The 17,072-nt window shown below is 66.1% G+C and carries 15 protein-coding genes; 5 read left to right on the top strand and 10 right to left on the bottom strand.

What is annotated here, in order from left to right:
* Positions 1–121 precede the first annotated feature (121 nt).
* Complete coding sequence (locus EB75_RS11230; protein ID WP_073695478.1) at positions 122–616, top strand: hypothetical protein; 495 nt, start codon at positions 122–124, stop codon at positions 614–616.
* 15 nt (positions 617–631) lie between these two features.
* Here EB75_RS11230 and EB75_RS11225 read toward each other — a convergent pair whose 3' ends face one another.
* From EB75_RS11225 to EB75_RS11180, 10 genes are all read right to left on the bottom strand, one after another.
* Entirely contained in the window at positions 632–1,201 is a 570-nt protein-coding gene (locus tag EB75_RS11225; RefSeq protein WP_073695477.1) for a YdcF family protein, read from the bottom strand.
* Positions 1,202–1,286: 85 nt separating this feature from the next.
* Positions 1,287–2,819, bottom strand: a complete 1,533-nt coding sequence (locus tag EB75_RS11220; protein ID WP_083612164.1) for a cellulase family glycosylhydrolase — start codon at positions 2,817–2,819, stop codon at positions 1,287–1,289.
* Complete coding sequence (locus tag EB75_RS11215) at positions 2,812–4,053, bottom strand: acyltransferase family protein (RefSeq protein ID WP_073695475.1); 1,242 nt, start codon at positions 4,051–4,053, stop codon at positions 2,812–2,814. Before EB75_RS11215 ends, EB75_RS11220 begins: the two co-directional genes overlap by 8 nt.
* Complete coding sequence (locus tag EB75_RS11210) at positions 4,046–5,500, bottom strand: O-antigen ligase domain-containing protein (RefSeq protein ID WP_142239547.1); 1,455 nt, start codon at positions 5,498–5,500, stop codon at positions 4,046–4,048. The genes EB75_RS11215 and EB75_RS11210 overlap by 8 nt, the downstream gene beginning before the upstream one ends.
* On the bottom strand, positions 5,497–6,618 hold the full coding sequence (locus EB75_RS11205) for a glycosyltransferase family 4 protein (RefSeq protein ID WP_286150154.1): 1,122 nt from the start codon (positions 6,616–6,618) through the stop codon (positions 5,497–5,499). The genes EB75_RS11210 and EB75_RS11205 overlap by 4 nt, the downstream gene beginning before the upstream one ends.
* Positions 6,615–7,805 (bottom strand): lipopolysaccharide biosynthesis protein, encoded by a 1,191-nt coding sequence (locus EB75_RS11200; RefSeq protein WP_073695473.1) that lies wholly within the window; start codon positions 7,803–7,805, stop codon positions 6,615–6,617. The genes EB75_RS11205 and EB75_RS11200 overlap by 4 nt, the downstream gene beginning before the upstream one ends.
* Positions 7,790–8,890: a glycosyltransferase family protein gene (locus tag EB75_RS11195; RefSeq protein ID WP_073695480.1), complete on the bottom strand. Its 1,101-nt coding sequence runs from the start codon at positions 8,888–8,890 to the stop codon at positions 7,790–7,792. Before EB75_RS11195 ends, EB75_RS11200 begins: the two co-directional genes overlap by 16 nt.
* 36 nt (positions 8,891–8,926) lie before the next feature.
* Positions 8,927–9,472 (bottom strand): acyltransferase, encoded by a 546-nt coding sequence (locus EB75_RS11190; protein ID WP_073695472.1) that lies wholly within the window; start codon positions 9,470–9,472, stop codon positions 8,927–8,929.
* A 25-nt stretch (positions 9,473–9,497) separates the two neighbouring features.
* On the bottom strand, positions 9,498–10,484 hold the full coding sequence (locus EB75_RS11185; protein ID WP_073695471.1) for a GDP-mannose 4,6-dehydratase: 987 nt from the start codon (positions 10,482–10,484) through the stop codon (positions 9,498–9,500).
* A gap of 5 nt (positions 10,485–10,489) precedes the next feature.
* Complete coding sequence (locus tag EB75_RS11180) at positions 10,490–11,476, bottom strand: GDP-mannose 4,6-dehydratase (RefSeq protein ID WP_073695470.1); 987 nt, start codon at positions 11,474–11,476, stop codon at positions 10,490–10,492.
* A 293-nt stretch (positions 11,477–11,769) separates the two neighbouring features.
* Between EB75_RS11180 and EB75_RS11175 the strand changes: the two genes are divergently transcribed.
* The 4 genes from EB75_RS11175 to EB75_RS11160 are packed head-to-tail and all read left to right on the top strand — an operon-like array spanning position 11,770 to position 16,958.
* Positions 11,770–13,209 (top strand): tyrosine-protein kinase domain-containing protein, encoded by a 1,440-nt coding sequence (locus EB75_RS11175; protein WP_073695469.1) that lies wholly within the window; start codon positions 11,770–11,772, stop codon positions 13,207–13,209.
* Positions 13,210–13,246: 37 nt separating this feature from the next.
* Complete coding sequence (locus EB75_RS11170) at positions 13,247–14,515, top strand: lipase family protein (RefSeq protein WP_142239546.1); 1,269 nt, start codon at positions 13,247–13,249, stop codon at positions 14,513–14,515.
* The gene (locus EB75_RS11165; protein WP_168176028.1) at positions 14,512–15,750 is read left to right on the top strand and encodes a lipase family protein; all 1,239 of its coding nucleotides are present in this window, start codon (positions 14,512–14,514) and stop codon (positions 15,748–15,750) included. The genes EB75_RS11170 and EB75_RS11165 overlap by 4 nt, the downstream gene beginning before the upstream one ends.
* A gap of 5 nt (positions 15,751–15,755) precedes the next feature.
* The gene (locus EB75_RS11160; protein ID WP_073695467.1) at positions 15,756–16,958 is read left to right on the top strand and encodes an alpha/beta hydrolase; all 1,203 of its coding nucleotides are present in this window, start codon (positions 15,756–15,758) and stop codon (positions 16,956–16,958) included.
* Positions 16,959–17,072: the final 114 nt, after the last annotated feature.

Below are 17,072 nucleotides of genomic sequence, written 5' to 3'. Positions count from 1 at the left end.
CCCGGCAACGACGCGCCAACCACCTCTACACCCTCATCTGTGAAGAGCCGGATTGAGGATCACCATGGCGCATCCAGATGACACGGCCTCGCGTTCGTCCGAGGGCATGTGGAACCGACGTGTGAGACGGGGAGGACTGCTCTGCGCGGCCACCGCCGTCGTCGTCGCTGCGCTCGTCGGGTCGGGCATTCAGCTGGTCGATCCGGCGCCTGCGGGCGCCGACCCGAAACCGACCCCCACGGTCGCGGGCTCGCCCGACTACAAGACCGGGTACATATGGTTCACCAAGAACCTCTCCGAGCCGTACCAGGCCATGGACGACGCACTGCGGACGTTCGCGGGGGGCATCAGTTCCGGTGACATCAACGAGGTGTACTCGGGCTGCGGGCAGCTCAGCGTCGCCGCCTCCATGTACCAGGGAGCCCTTCCCGGCCCCAGCAGCCGCGTGAACGGACGGCTGCAGTCGATGGTCAGTGAGCTCAACCAGGCGGTCGACGAGTGCCGGGCCCTTCAGCCGGGCGCGGGCTGGGAGCAGTCGAAGCCGATGATGGCGCACGTCAACGCGGCGCGCGCCCGCCTCCGGAGCATTCAGCAGACGCTGCAGCCCTACAACTGAGCCACGGCGGCGGACTCACGTCGAACAGGAGCCCTGCGCGAACGCCTTGATGAAGCCGCCGTACTGATACAGGTACACCTCGGCCCAGTCGAGCGGGGACATGTCGTACTCGCGGGGCACGGCCCGCATGACCACGTTGAGCCGCGGGTTGTTCAGGCACCGGTTGAACACGTACTGCGCCCTCGGCAGGTGGTAGCGCCAGGTCACCACGATGACCGACGACCAGTTCCGTTGCGCGGCCAGCTGTTCGGTCACGATCGCCTCGCCGCGGGTCGTCAACGGGTCGGGACGCCTGCAGATGACTTCGATCGAACCCTTTCGGCCCGTGCACATCTCCTGCATCACGGTGTCGTCGTCACCGTACGGGTTCGACAGCACCACGACCGGCGCATACCCCTGGCGCGCCAATTCGACGCCGTAGGCCTCCCTGCCGTCGTGCTCGCCGCCCAGCACGATGATGGCGTCGACGCGCTGCAGAGGCTCGCTCCTAGCCAGCGTGAAGATCAGGTAGCCGCTGATCCCGAACGCCACCACGATGGCCGTCAACGCGACCGCGACCGCGGCGACGACACGGTTGCCGGTCATGACGCGCAGTCCGACGAGAGGACTGTTACGCGAGAAAGCGTGATCATCGATTCATGTGTCTTGTCGGTGAATGTCGAACTGCGCACTAGCGAATGCTCACCTTTGCGCCATCCGCTTCAGACCAACTTATCGTGCCGTGCTCGAAGTCGACGGCGCGCGCGGCGCCTCCAGGGGCGACGGGGTGCTCGTCGGACGTCGGAGCGCCGAGCTCGGGCGTCCACGCGGCGAGAATCGCGCCGAAGATCGCACGCGTGCCGAACTGCGGATGCGAGAAGATCCGTAAGGCGGAACCTCCGAAATCCTGGTAGCCGTTTGCGAACTCGGTGTTGGGCACCAGTTGCCATTGCAGCGCCTTGGCACCCACGTCGACGGGGGCGTTGATGAACCCTGTTGCGGTGCTGTAGCGGTAGCCTCGCTCGAAGCGCTGCCCCGTCCCCTCCTTGAGGTTGAAGACGGGTGTCACAGCCGCGCCGAGCGCGGCGTCGCGGTTGCCGCGGAAGTCGGCGTCGACATCCCGGCTGAGATGCGCCCCCGGCGCGAGCAGCGACTGCAACTGAGTGAATGCGGGCTTGGGCGTGTAGTCGGAACCGACGACACCGAACGTCCGCTCGTCCGGCAGTGCCGCGGTGTCGTCATCGCGGATGGTGTGCACGATGAAGGGGCCGGCGTAGTCGACCTCCTGCCACTGTCGCAGCGAGTTCGCGATGAGATCCGCCTGCGCGGCCGGGCCGATCCGTGAAGACGGGGCGCCGTACTCGGTGATCCAGATCTGTTTGGTGCCGTCGCCGTTCCGCGCCATCACCTCGTACATCGCCGCCATCTGACTCATCGGGGAGTTGGGGTACAGGGCACCGGTGGCGAGCGGTGCCGAATAGTCGTACGGGTGGAACGACAGCGCATCGAAGTGATCGTGGGCGCCTGCGGTGTACATGCCCTGAAGGAAGCTCACGGGCGCGAGTGTGTCCGGCGTGTGATCGACGGCGCCCAGGGCGCCCCCGAGCACCGTCGAATCGGGGTGAACTGCCTTGATGCGCTGATACGCCAACCGCAACATCTGCGCGTACACGACAGGATCCGGCATGGGCTCGAAGAACATTCGGCCGTTCGGCTCATTCCAGATCTCGAAGACGTCCACCGAATCCCGGTAGTGTTCGGCGACCGTGCCCGCGAAGTCGGCGTACGTGGCGGGATCGGTGGGCCGACCCGTCTGGCGCCATCCCCCCACCGCCGCCCACGACGGTGAGTTGGTGATCGTGACGAGAGGCCGCAACCGGCGCTCCACCGCCGCCTTCACGATCCGGTCGGACGGCGCCCATTCGTAGCGTCCGCGGTACGGCTCGGCGAAGGTCCAGGACACGTCGAAGCGGATGATGCTCACTCCCGCCTGGACCGCTGCGTCGAGAGTCCTGCGCAGGTCGTTATCGGAGGCCCACAGCAGCGCGGACCCGGCCGCGAGCCCTACCGCGGTGGGCGCGCGAGGCGGCGCGGGGCTCGAGGTGGTTGTCCGGGTTGCCGTTTCGGTGGTGGGCGTCGAGCAGCCCACGGCAGTACTCGCGACCAGCGTGACGCCGGCCGCTAGGAAGTCACGACGACGGAGGTTTAATCCGTTGTCACGCACGGTAATTCATGGCGGGCAATTCCACGAGGCGGTAGGTGATCATGGCGAGCACGATGCTGATCGCGGCGACCACCCCGAACCCGAGGAAGAGTCCCGCCCATCCGATGGGGATCGGAAGGTCCATGCGATACACCATGATCAGCACCGGGTAGTGCCACAGGTAGGCCGACAGCGAGATGACCCCCATCTTCCGCATGGGCGTCCAGTCCAGGATCTCCGCGACCCTCGAATGGGCACCGCGGGCCGTCGGGGCGATGATGAAGAGGATGAACGCACCGCCGGCGAACGCGAAAACCGTTGCGAGGAAACGGGGATTGGTCGCGAACAACACCATCGACGCCAGCACGCCCACGACCGTCACGGCACCGAAGATCCACTGGAGCCTGCTCGTCGACGTCGTGCTCCACCAGTTGTTCCGCTTCATCCCGACGAAGATCACCGCGGCCAGCATGCCGAAGGCGAAGTTGTCGGCGATGCCGAAGAAGCTTCTGGCGAGTACTGCGATCCAGTTCGGGCCCCAGTACGCCTCGACGGTGGAGATGCCGGCGCGGGACTGCAGGATACCGATCGACGTGTTCGCGATCAGGCCGATCACCAGCAGGACCAGCGGAGCCCACATCGCGGTGCGCATGCGGTTGCTCGAGTTCCTGCCGAGTTTGAACATCATGAAGCCGATGATCGGCAGCGCGAGATAGAAGCCCCATTCGGCGGTCAGCGACCAGGACGTGTTGATGCCCGTCTGATAGAGCGACGGGAACAGCGAGTGGGTGAGGGTGAAGTACGCGAGCAACTTCAGCGGATCGGTGATCATCCCGGTACCACCCTGGGGGTTGTCCCAAGCCAGCGAGACGGGATTCTGGATGTAAGCGGCGCGCAGGACGAAGTTGACGATGATGAAGATGACGAGGTAGGCGGGAAAGACGCGCAGCACACGACGCATGAGGTACTGCCCGGTCGCGGGTAGCTCGCGCCCGTCGCGATAGCGCTGCACGTACGGCAGGTACAGCAGGAACCCCGACAACACGAAGAAGAACGTCAGGGCCTGCCCGATGAAGTCGATGCGCGTGGAAGCCAGCACATCCGGCGCGAAGTGGATCGAGCAGTGCACGAAGATCACGCAGAGGCAACCGAAGCCGCGCGGCCCTTCGAGACCGGCGATTCGGGCGCCGCCCTTCACGGGGGTGGCGGGGAGCAGCGATTCACCGCCACCGTGAGTCTTCTGCGTGTCAGACATCCGAGCTCACCTTCGTGGTCGTGGGCCGCCGCTCCGTGTTCTCACCGTCACCGTCACCGACATCGTCGACGTCCCGTGGGGGATCGTCGGGTTCTACCGGATTCAGCGAGGCGAGGGTGAGGAAGACGCAGAAGGCCATCGTCATCGGCGCGTGTGTGACGACGGGGAAGTCGAGCTGCAGACCGACGACCGCGAACCCGAAGACGGCAGCACCCATGATGCCGCTCTCCCACGGGTCCTGACGCGCGTTGCGATGCGCGATCACGATGGCCGCGATGAGTACCGCGACGAAGGCCAAGCCGGTGAAGATGCCACCTCGGTAGACGGTGAGCAGGGGGCTGTTCGCTACGTAATTCGTCTTGTAACCCACGACTTCGTCCGTGAACTCCGGTACACCCCAGCCCTTTCCGAAGAGCCAATTCCCGGACATCACCTTGGGGAAGTTGATCAGCGCCTCAGCCCTGTCGTTGGCCCCGATGTCCTGTGAACCGAAGGAGTCGAAGAAGCGGCTGTAGATCGCCGGTACCGACAGCGCGCCCGCAGCGGACACAATCGCCAAACCGATGATGCTCAGCCGGATGGTCGTGCTCATCTTCTGAAAGAGCAGGAAGAACAGCAGCGCCACCACGGCGGAGAAGATCGCCGACCGGCTCAGCGTGATGATGAGCGCGCCGAAGATCACCGGCACGGCGATGAACCGCACCCAACCGCGCAGCAGCGCCACCGCGAAGGCGCCGCCGATCAGCAGGAAGATGCCCGCCGCGTTGGGGTCGATGTACGTACCCGTCAAGCGGACGACGGTGCTGTTGTCGATCACGTAGAAGCGCAGATGCGTTCCGATGACACCGGTTTGGCCGTACCCGATGGGACTCAGCAGGTTGAGCGTGGTTCCCGCTTTGTCGAAGAAGAACACGCCCAGCGCGAAGGCCGCACCGACGAACGTGCCGATCGCGAACGACTGCCCGAACTTGCGCAGGACCCGCCGATCGAGTCGGAACAGGACGAACAGCACGGACACGCCGAGCAACCACTTCACGAACTCGAGGTAGTCGGCGAGGCCCGTCGCGGTCATGACCATCGACAGAAGTGAGGTGACGACGAGGAACACCGTGGCCACTTCGACTGCGTTGGTGCGGTACTCGGCGATCGGATGTGTGAGCAGCGCCGCCCAGATCGCGACGGCGAGGATGAACACCATGGGCTGGCCGAGCCCCGGCACGACGGCGAACGGAATCGCCCCGAGGACGAACGCGAACGCGTAGTAAACGGCGTTCGGGTGCAGGACGGTCACCGCCGTCCCGACCACCATCCCCGCGAGGCCGATCCCGACGACCTTGCCCATCGGCACGTCGGCGGCCACCAGTCCCCCGCAGAGTGCCGCCAACAGGATGAAGAGCAGCACAGTCGCCCACGCGCCCACACGGGGCTGTCGCACGATACCCGTCACGGCTTGAGCCACCTTTCCACCGAGGCGTGCGGCACGCCCTCGTCCCATCGGTGCCGGTTCGTCGTGTACAGAGCATCGCCTTCGCTCCGTGCGAACTGCGCGTCGAGCAGGAATCTTCGGGACTGCTCGACCAACTCGGCCCGCTCATCGAACGTCCGCATCCCCAGGACCTCGCCGAGCGAGCCGACGGCCTGCGAGGTGCCGACCACCGGCATCCCCCGGCTGACGGTGTCGAGGATCTTCACGCGCACTCCACCGCCGGTGCGGATGGGCGCCACGACCGCCCGGCACGTCGCGAGAAACGCGTCGAGGTCGTCCACGAACCCGTAGTCGGTGACACCGTCCGGAAGTGCGGGGCGCTCGGCGTTCGGGTCGGCGGCCCCTACAATCGCCAATTCGGCGCCCTCGATCCCCCTGGCGATGTCCGGCCACATCGTCAGCAATTCGAGGTACGCCTCCTGATTGGGCGCCCATCGCCGGTCGCCGAGGAACAGCAGTCGCCTTCCTGCCGCACCGACGTCGACCTTGGTATTGGCGGGCAGCGTCAGATCCAGCCAGTGCGCCCGCTGAATCCCCTTATCGAGGTAGAAGTCGGCCTCGTCGCGATCGTAGGTGCCAACGGTGTAGGCGGACTTGGCGACTCGGATCTCGTCGCGGATGATGCGCGGCCCCTCCAACCTGCCGATGACGCCCCGCGTCGCGCGCCACACCAGCGCCTCGGGCACCACGGTGCTCACCGCGAGCATCTCGGCGGGCCTGGCGGCGCTCGCGAAGCGCCGGGAGTCGAGAACGGCCTCCGCCATGTAGCAGTGGTCGGCCACGAAGATGTCGGTGTCCGCCCGGTCCACGGCGTCGATCAACTCCGGGACCACGAACCTCGCGTGCAACAGGCTGCGATTCCTGCGGATGCTCTTGCCCACGACCGGCAGCGGTTTCGGGGGCGGCTTGGGAACACGCTGAAGGCCCGCGGGCACGGGTGCGCCCGCTTCGGCCTGAGACAGGCAGATCACGGCCGTCTCGTAGGACTGCGCCGCGAGGTCGATGGCGAGCTTGGCCATCGTCATATCGCCGGTCGACTCCCGCGAGGGGTCCTTCGACAACAGGAACGTCGCCTTCACGGCAGGACCACCTCTCCTGGCGAGTCGTTCGGCACCGCTCGAGTTCGGTAAATCGCGCGGTAGTACACGAACAGGAGCCCGGCCTCCATCACCACGGTCGTGACCGCGGCGCCGTAGGCACCCGCGAAGTGCACGGCGGCGAACAACACGGCGATCTTGAGCACGGCTGCGCCGACCGTCGCGCGGACGCGCAGGGCGTCGCGATGCTGGAGGAACAGGATCACGATGAGAACGTGGTTGATGGTTCTCAGGAACACCCAGACGGCGAGGATCAGGAACACGACGCCCACCAGATCGGCCCCGCCCCAGATGAGCACGCCGACACCGATGGTCACCATGACCGAGCACGTCACGGCGGCCACTCGCAGAACGTTCTTAAGTGCGGGAGCGGAGTCGGTGTGCCCCTTCGCTTCCCGCAGCCCGTCGATGAAGGTGTTCGCGTAATTCTGGCCGATCGTCGAGATGGCGAGCGCGGTGACGAGCGCGAGGGAGTACATGCCCGCGACGCGGTCGCCTGCGAGGAACCCGATGATGAGCAGGTCACCCTGCCCGTACACAGCGGCGGCGAACGCCTCCGAGGAGAGCAGCGACATCTCCTTGAGCCCACCCGGCGGGGCGGGTTTGCGACCGGGCACGTAGGTCCACGTGACGAGCATGATCACGAGGTACGGCGCGACGTACAGTGCCGTGACCACGCTGAGCTTCGGCTCGGGGACCAGCAGGACGTAGGCGCCGCCGAGGCCGATGCTCACGAGCTGGCGGATCGCGTCGAACCGCATCGCGATGTCGGGTCTGGCCGCGCGCAGGTACTGGCTCTTGAAGGTGTTGAACAGCAGCTCCCCCGCCGCGACCACGATCGCGAAACCGGCGATGTACCACTCGAAGAACACCGCGACGCCGACGGCGCCGATCGCCGAGCCGAAGATCACCCGCGCGCAGCGTTCGCGCTGATACTCCCTCTCCTCCACGCGAAGCGACCGCACGAAGAACGCGTTGTCGATGCCCGCGTTGATGATCGCCGCGGCCGCGACGCCGATCGAGTACTTGCCGTAGTCGCCCACGCCGAGCTTGGAGATCAGCAGAGCGGTCCACGCGAGACCCACGAGACGCCCGCTGTAGTTCCAGAACGACGCGACCGCCGCCCGGAGGATGTGGCTGTCAGCCAGTTTGGTCAGGATCGGCTGCATTGGGCGAGTTCCGTCCACGCATCGAGGAACGGCGTGATGCAGTTGGCGAGGGTGCGCTCCTCCTGGAGCCGCCGGACCTCGTCGCCGAGCTTCGTCAAAGCGTCGTCGTCGCGGATGATCTCGTTGACCCGATGAGCGATCGCCTCGCCGCCACCGTCGACACCGACCGCGCCGCCCTCGACGGCCGCCTCCTGCAGCGCCCCGTCCAGAATGCAGACGATGGGCGTGCCGTACGCGAACGACCGAGAGACGGCACTCGACGCCGCCCAGCCCTTGCCGTACTTGTTGTCCTTCGAGTACGGCACCGCGAGGAACCTGATCGAGTCGAAGAACGCGTCCTCGTCGGCGTCGTTGACCTCGCCGAGCACCCGCACACCCGGACGCGACGGCAGCGCCTCGGTGCCGCGTCCCGCGACCACGATTTCGATGTCGTCGTCGAGGATCTCCCGCATCGTGTCGATCTGGTCGAATCCCTTGCCCTTGTAGACGTGGCCGAACAAGCCGATGGCCAGGGGCCTTTCGGTGAGTGGCCGCAGGGCCGTGCGCGTCGGGATGAAGATGCGAGTCGACCGGGCATCGACGCCCGGCTGTCGCAGCGCGACGTTCCGCGCGCCGATCGACGTCAACGTGACGATGGTGCGACCATCGCACGCACGGCGCTGCAGGGCGTTGGTGACGAACCGGAACGGGTAGTGCACACCGTGGTGCAGAAGCCGGTGGCGCATCAGGAGACGCGTCTTGAAAGGCCACCAAACCGGTTGCGGAGCATCGTGAATCGTCGCGGTGACGGGGATCGACTTGGGGAGGAACGACCCCCAGAACGTGGCAAGCGATCCAGCGCTCTGTTCGAAGTGCACGATCGTCGGACCCTTGCGCGCGCTCTCCTTCGCGAGTTGGCGGACGCGGCGGACATCGTGAACGACGCTGCGGACGGTCTCGTCGCCGTCGGATTCGATGTTGTACTCGATCAGCTCGGCGACGTGGTTTCGCACTTCGTTGGCGAAGTCGACCGCGTAATCCCCGACGCCGCTCCGTCCGTACGCGGGCGCCACGTAGATCACGCGGACGTCCTTGAGCGCTGGCATGCGATCGTCTCCCTTCACCACCACAGCAAAGCCGCCCTAGTAGAGGACCGGTCGGAATTTAGGGTAGTAGGACAAGTTCGATTCCCGCTTGCCCAAGGTCCGCGCCGGCGTCCCAGCGACGATCGCCATGTCGTCGACGTCCTTGTTCACCATCGAACACGCGCCGACCACGGCGCCGACGCCGATGGTGACGCCCTGCAGCACGGTCGCCCGGCTGGCGACCCAGGCGTGGTGCTTCACGTGCACCGGCGCGATGACGACTTCGAAATCCGGACTGTCGACGACGTGCTTGGCGGTGACGATGTAGACGTCCGAGGCGATGACGGCCGACGTGTCGATGGTCAGGCCGCCGCGCGCGTCGAGGACGACGTTGGAACCGATCGAGCAGCCGTCGCCGATGACGAGACGGTGCACCCCGAGCACGTGCGTACCCATCATGATTCCGACGTCGCGACCGATCGTGGCGCCGAAGCGCCGCAGATACCACTGCCGGAAGTTGTGTGACGGCACGTGGGTCACCGCGTAGTTGAAGAAGCTCTCTCCGAGACGCTGGCTTCGGGTGGTGTGGTAGTCCGTGGTCATGCTCCTCCTTCTGGGGTAGGCACGTTCAGCTCGCTGCCGCGGCGGCGAGGCGGAGATCCGCAGACACCATGTTCTCGACGATCTGCTGGAATCCGACCGTGGGCTGCCAGCCCAGGACGCTCCTGGCTTTCGACGCGTCGCCGACCAGGTCGGCTGCGTCGGCGGGCCGGATCAGCCCGGCCTCGACCTCGACCAGCGGCTCCCAGTCGTCGATTCCGGCGGCCGCGAAGGCGGTGGCGACGAAGTCGCGCACCGAGTGGGACTCCCCCGTAGCGATGACGAAGTTGTCGCACGTCGCGTGCCGCGACATGCGCACCAGACAGTCGACGTAGTCGGGCGCCCAGCCCCAGTCCCGTCGCGCGTCCAGATTGCCGAGCCGGAGGGTGTCCGCAGCGCCGGTTGCGATCGCGGCAACCGTCTTGGTGATCTTCCGTGTCACGAAAGCCTCAGGGCGCAAGGTTGATTCGTGGTTGTAGAGGATCGCGTTGCTCACCCAGAGACCACGGGACCGGAAGGTGTCGGCCATCAGGTGGGCGAAGGCCTTGGACACGCCGTAGGGCGAGTTGGGCCGCAGTGGGGTGTCCTCGTTCTGCGGCACCTGCGTTGCGGAGCCGAAGATCTCGGCACTCGAGCAGTTGACGAAGCGGACCGGATGGCGGTCCTTCTCGGCGAGTTCGAGGCACTGCGCCATCAAGGCAACCGAGGCCATCCCGTTGAGTTGCGACGTCTCGACCGGGAGTTCCCACGACTTCCCCACCGACGAGATGGCGGCGAGATGAAAGACGGTGTCCGGGCGGATATCCGAGATGAGCTGACGACACACGGCCGTGTCGGACAACTCGGCGCGCACCACCGACACGTTGTCGGCCGAGGCCAGTTCGTCCAACAGTTCGTCCGATGTATCCAGCGGAACGACGCCCACGATGCGATCCGCGTCTTCGGCCAGCCGACCGGTCAGCAGTCGTCCGTCCTGTCCGCTGACGCCGGTGATCAATACGGACCGACCCGTCATCAGCGTCAACCGTCCGCGCGCTTCGACTGCTCGTCTATGTCGTGGCGGACCATCATGCGGACGAGTTCGTCGAAGGACACCGAAGGCTCCCAGCCGAGAGTGGTCCGCGCCTTGGTGGAGTCGCCGATCAGCAGATCGACCTCCGCAGGGCGCATGAACCGCTCGTCGGTCCGGACGTAGGGCGACCAGTCGTCGACTCCGATCTCGCTGAACGCGACGTCCAGCAACTCCCGGATCGAGTGGGTCTCGCCCGTGGCGATCACGTAATCGTCGGCCTCGTCCTGCTGCAGCATGAGCCACATCGCCTTGACGTAGTCGCCTGCGAAGCCCCAGTCGCGCTTGGCGTCGAGATTGCCGAGCGCCAGTTCGTCCTGCATCTTCAGGTGGATCCGGGCGACGGCCTGCGAGACCTTCCTCGTGACGAATTCCGGCCCGCGGCGCGGCGACTCGTGATTGAAGAGAATGCCCGAGCTGGCGTGGAGGTCGTAGGACTCGCGGTAGTTGATGGTCATGTAATGACCGAAGACCTTGGCGACGCCGTACGGGGACCGCGGCCAGAGCAGGGTGGACTCCTTCTGCGGGACGTCCTGCACCTTGCCGAACATCTCCGAGCTCGACGCCTGATAGAAGCGCACCTTCTTGCCGGAGGCGTCCTGATAGAGCCGCACGGCCTCGAGCATGTTGAGCACGCCGGTTCCGGTGACGTCACTGGTCAGCCGCGCGTTCTGCCACGAATAGGCCACAAACGAAACTGCTCCGAGGTTGTACACCTCGTCCGGCTGCGCTTCCTGAAGGGCGCGCATCAGACTGGCGAGATCGAGCAAATTTCCGCTAAGGGTCTCGACGTACGGAACATCTTTCTTCAGCAACGAAGCTTTCGGATTGTTCTGGCCTTGAATCAGCCCGAGAACACGGTAGCCCTTGTCGTGAAGTAATTCCGAGAGGTAAAGGCCGTCTTGTCCGGTGATGCCCGTGATTAGGGCAGTTTTCATCGCTCCGCCTAGTTATGGTCCGTGTCGTCGACTTGTTCGCAGGAAGGTGGCCCAATTCGTCGCGTCCTCCCGAGCCTGGAAGTATGCCACAGTTGCTGGCATTGCTCGGATGATGCAGCGGGGCGGTATGGGTCATCTCGATCACGAGTGGCGCGAAAACTCGCCACGTGAAGCGCGCGTCCCTGAACGGAACCTGTGACTACCTGCGCCGCAGCGCTTCGAGAAGGGTTGTACACTTCGGCGGACGTAGTTGCAGCCGCTCACGTGCCGAGCCGACTGGGAGGGCCGACTCCATGGACTTACTCGAATACCTCGCGATCTGGGGTCGACGGTGGAAGATCATCATCGCCGCGACCTTGCTGGGCGTTGCTGTGGCCGCTGGCGTGTCCGCGTTGATGACACCCAAGTACATCGCCACCACGCAAATGTTCGTGACCGCCACCGGCGGCGCCTCCGTGGTCGAGGCGTACCAGGGGAACTTGTTCGGCCAGGAACGCGTGTCCTCGTACGTACGACTCGCCGAGGGCAAACAAATCGCGCAACGAGTAATCGACCAACTTCAAATCGATCTGACGCCTGAAGAGCTGCAGTCGATGATCACCGCGGTTCCGATTCCCAACTCGGTTTTGATGACGATTTCGGTCAAGAACTCGAATCCGACTCTGGCTCGCGATTTAGCGAATGCGGTCTCGGTGCAAACTTCGCAGCTGGTGGAGGAGTTGGAGACGTCGGCGCGCGGCGGCTCGCCCGCCGCGGCGGCCACCCTCGTCGACGAAGCGGACCTCCCGACGAGCGCTGCGACGCCGAAGTGGATTCCCAATCTCCTGTACGGGTTGGCCGGCGGCCTCCTCGTCGGACTCGTGGGCGCGATCGCCCGCGACAAGCTCGACCGCTCCGTGCGCAGCGACGAGGCAGCCGCCGCCGCGGCGGGCGCCCCGACGCTGGGAACGGTGCCCGACGGATCCCCCAGCACGCCCAACGGCCTGCCTTTCGGTGCGCAGGATCCCGCGGCAAGCGAGTCCTACCGCTCGCTGCGCACCGCGGTGCTGGCGACGCTCGATTCGACGTCCTCGGGTGCGGTCATCGTCGCAGGACCGACCGAGGAAGCTCCGGCGGTGACGCTCGGTTTGGCGGGCGCGCTCGCCGAGTCGGGGCGCTCCGTCGTCGTCGTCGAGAGCAACCTGCACACGAAGGACATCTCGGCTCGGCTCAACCTCTCCGGCCGCCAGGGCCTGACCGACGTGCTGACCGGCGGTACGACGCTCGACACGGTGATCACGCGTACGGAGCTGAACGGCTTCGACGTGCTTCCCGCCGGGTCCCCGTCGGACTCACCCAGCCGGCTGCTGGCGGGAACGGGCGTGATCGAGGTGTTGAAGTACCTGGCCAACGAGTACGACTTCGTCATCATCAGCGGCAGCCCGATACTCGAGTACTCCGACAGCCTGAGCATCTCGGAGTGGACCGACGGCTTGCTGCTCGTGGCACGACCGGGTTCGACAACGGACAAGCAGCTCGCGGCCGTGGCGGAGAAGGCCCGCATAGCGCGCACCCGGATCCTCGGCGTGGTGTCGACCGTCGGGAAGCGGCCCGCGACGAAGCCGAAACCGCCTCCGAAACCCCAGCCGAAGGCCAAGGCTAAGGCGCAGCCGAAGACACAGGCTCAGGCGAAGGCTCAGGCGCAGCCGAAGACGCCGGCGCCGGCGCAACCGAAGGCGAATCCGAAGTCGTAGGTTTGGGAAGGTGTGCAGTGGGGACGGTGAGGACAAGGTGAGACGCCTTCGTACCGCGGGTATGAAGCTCTCGACGGCGTTGATGATCGTTGGGCTGGTTCTCACCGGCTGCACCTCGAATCACGATGATCTGTCGTACAAGAGCGTGCCGGTGACCACCACCATCCCGACGAAGCCGTCCATGCAGGTGGAGCCGGGTGCCGACTACCCGCAGCTCGGCGGTGCCGCACCGGGGTCGCTGCTGTCGGCGGAACCGTTCGAGCTCATCGACCCGCGCGTCACGATCACCGGAGCGTCGGCGTACCGCATCCGGTACATGTCGCTGTCGTGGGACGACCGCCCCGTCGAGGTCACCGGCGTGGTTCTCGTTCCCAGCGGCACACCGCCCGAGAAGGGCTTCGAACTGGTCGCGTTCAACCACGGCAACACGGGCATCGACTCCGACTGCGGGCCGTCGCTCTACGACGATCTGCTGAACCAGTGGCTTCCCGTCTCCGTGCTGCTGCTGCACGGATTCGCCATCGTCGCGTCGGATTACGAAGGACTCGGCGGGTTCGGCGTTCATCCCTTCCTCGACTCGAAGGTGTTGGGCCGCAACGTCATCGACGGCGTCCGCGCCGCAAGGCACCTGAGCCCCCTGATGGGGACCCGATGGGCAGCGTTCGGCGGCTCCCTGGGAGGGCTGGCCACCTGGGCCGCCAACGAGCAGGTGGAAGCCGGTTACGGCGACGGCCTCGACCTCGTCGGAACCGCTGCGTGGGTACCCGTCGTCAACGTGTCGGAACTGCCGGCGAAGGCGAAGGCCGGAACGTTGACGCACGATCAGCTGCACATGTACTTCCTCGCCATCATGGGCCTCAAACGAAGTAGCCATCCCGATATCGACCTGACTCAGTACATTCACGGATCGATGTACGAGAACCGCGACGTCCTGCTGTTGTGCAGCGGCCCCGGTGTACCCAAGGGCATGGAGGTTCTCGCGCACGCGGATCCGGCGGATCTCATCCCGGCCAGTGACGAGGCCATGAACCAGATGCAGCAGTGGCTGGCCGAGCTGGCCGTGCCGAAACGCAAAGCCGCCGCACCGATGCTCGTGCTGTACGGATCCGAGGATCAACTCGTCGACAGACCGTGGATCGAGACGGCCCTGAAGGAGTCGTGCGCAATGGGATCGACGATTCAGTGGGTGTTGAGACCGGGTGAAGGGCACGGGGACATCAACGCCGAGATGGCGTTCCCCTGGGTCCGGTCGATGTTCGACGGTGAGAAGCCGATCAACCGATGCACCGCTCCGTTCCAGGCGTGACGACGCGACCGGCGATCGTCCTCTCCCGATGCGTCATCGCCACCCTCACATCCGCCGCTCTTCTTCTGACACCCGCCTGCGCACGCTCGGGCGCCCCCGACTCGCAGCCGTCGACCGCTGAGCGGACGGACGCCTCCGACCTCGCCGCGGCTGCACCCGGTGCACTGCTCGAGCCGCCGAAGCCGCTTGAACCGGTCGATCTGCGGATCAGCCGTGCCGGGGCCGAGGCCCAGCGCATCACCTACCGGTCGACGTCGGGTATCGACGGATCCCCCACGGCCGTCACGGGTTCGGTGTTCACGCCGCGGACGGCGCCTCCGCCCGGCGGGTGGCCGATCGTCGCCTTCGCCCACCCCACCGTCGGTCTGCTCGAGGATTGTGCGCCGTCCAGGCACACGGACCTGTTGGGAATGGGACCACAGGTCGAGGCGCTACTCGCGCAGGGCTACCTGGTGGTGATGCCCGATTACCAGGGTCTCGGCAGCAAGGGTCCGCACCCCTACCTGGAGCCGCGGACGTCCGCGTACAACCTCATCGACGCCGTCCGCGCCGCGCGCGAAGCGGAGAAGAGTGCGAGTACGAAGTGGGCCGCCTACGGTGCGTCCCAGGGCGGGCAGGCCAGTTGGGCTGCCGCCGAGCTCGCGCCCACGTACGGCGCCGGACTGGAGATGGTGGGTGCCGCTGCACTGGTGCCGATCGTCGACCTCGCGTCGTTACCGCAGACCGCGTTCGACCGCAGGCTCAGTGATTACCAGCTCCCGGTCATGCAGTTCATCGTCAACTCCGTGGCGTCGGTCGATCCGTCGTTTCACCTCGACGATTACCTGAACGGTTTCGCGTTGGACAACAACGCGAAGTTGTTGCAGTGCTCGGGTGACGGACTCGCCGAGCGGAACCGCCTGGTGATCGACCTGGCCCCCGAGAACGTCGCGCCGCGGGACCAGGACGCCGTGGATCGACTGTCGAACTTCCTGCGCGGATGGTCGCTACCATTGGCGGTTGACCCGTCGCCGGTCCCCGTTTACGCAGTGGCGGGGTCGGTCGACGACATGGCCGTTCCGGCGTCCGTGGAGGACGCCGCACGCCGTGCCTGCGACCGCGGTGACGTGGTGGTGTGGTCACTGCGCCGTGACGAAGGACACGACAACGTCGACTTCCGGCCCGCGCTAGCGTGGTTGAAAGAGCGCTTCGAGGGCGCGCCCCTCGAGGGTGCCTGCGTGTTTCCAGGGGGGTGATTGCAATGAAGTTCCGACTGCTGGCCAATTCCGCTGTAGCGCTCGTCGCCATGGCGGCCCTGGTCGGATGCTCCTCGGGTGACTCCGGCGCGCCGGCGGTAGCCGACCATACGCCGGCGCAGTCGGACTCGATCGCCGAAGGCGGCCCCGGCACGATAGTCGAGGCGTCGCCGATGGACGACGTCGACGCCTCCGTTGGCAGACTCGGAGGTAAGTCGTTCCGCGTCACCTACCGGTCGACGTCGGGTATCACCGGAAAACCAACCGTGGTGACCGGCGCGGTCTTCGTGCCCCCCGGCAAGCCGCCGCACGGGGGTTGGCCGATCCTGGCGTTCGCGCACGGCACGATCGGCATCAACCCCGAATGCTCGCCGTCGCGCACTCCCAACCTGCTGAACTCGATCAGCCTCGTCGCGACGTACCTGCAGCTGGGCTACGCCATCGCGGCGCCCGATTACGAGGGGCTCGGCGGACCCGGCTTTCACCCCTACCTCGACGCGAAGACCGGCGGCCTCAACCTCATCGACTCCGTCCGCGCGCTTCGCGCCGTCTCCTCCGACGTCAGCAAACGCTGGGGCGCCCTCGGCGGCTCCCAGGGTGGCGCGGTGGCGTGGGCGGCCGACGAACAGGCCACGACATACGCGCCGGATCTCGACCTGGTGGGCGTCGTCGCGCTCGCTCCGCTCGCGGACGTGACCGGATTCGTGGCGAAGGCCACCGAGGGCACCCTGACGAAAGACCAGGAGGGCGTGTACGTCTGGACGCTGATGGGCATCGAGCGGACCAGGGCGGGATTCCCGATCGACGCCTTCCGCCACGGGTCGGCCACGCCGAACTGGACCCGGCTGTCCCAGTGCACCGAGGCCGGCCAGGCCGAACGCAACGCCGCACTGTTCGCCCTGACGCCGAGCGATCTCGTGCCGTCGGATCCTGCGGCGTCGGATCAGCTCTACAAGATCCTCGAGTCCATGGCGCTGCCGCAACAGCGCGCGGCGGCGCCGATGCTCGTCATCTACGGCGGCCGCGACACCTACGTGGACGCCGAGTGGACGCGGCTCGCCGTCGAACGCGCATGCGCCCTTGGAAGCCGCATCGCGGCCGTGTATCAGCCGGACAAGGGTCACACCGATCTCGATCCAGGGCAGTTCTCGGGATGGCTCATGTCGCGGTTCGACGGCCTGCCTGCGCCGTCGACGTGCTCGGCGTGATCGGCCGCGTGTTAGCCACCTGATCTCAGCTCAGGGGCTCCCCGAGCCGCTTCTTTGTTCGTGAAAAGGGGCTCTTCATGATTGAGGGTGTAGAACGGTCAGCTGCTGTCGGCC

This window comes from Mycobacterium sp. ST-F2 (assembly GCF_001905655.1).
Classification (GTDB): domain Bacteria; phylum Actinomycetota; class Actinomycetes; order Mycobacteriales; family Mycobacteriaceae; genus Mycobacterium.
The sequence above is the reverse complement of the archived record's forward strand: the minus strand, read 5'-3'. Positions and strand labels throughout refer to the sequence as shown.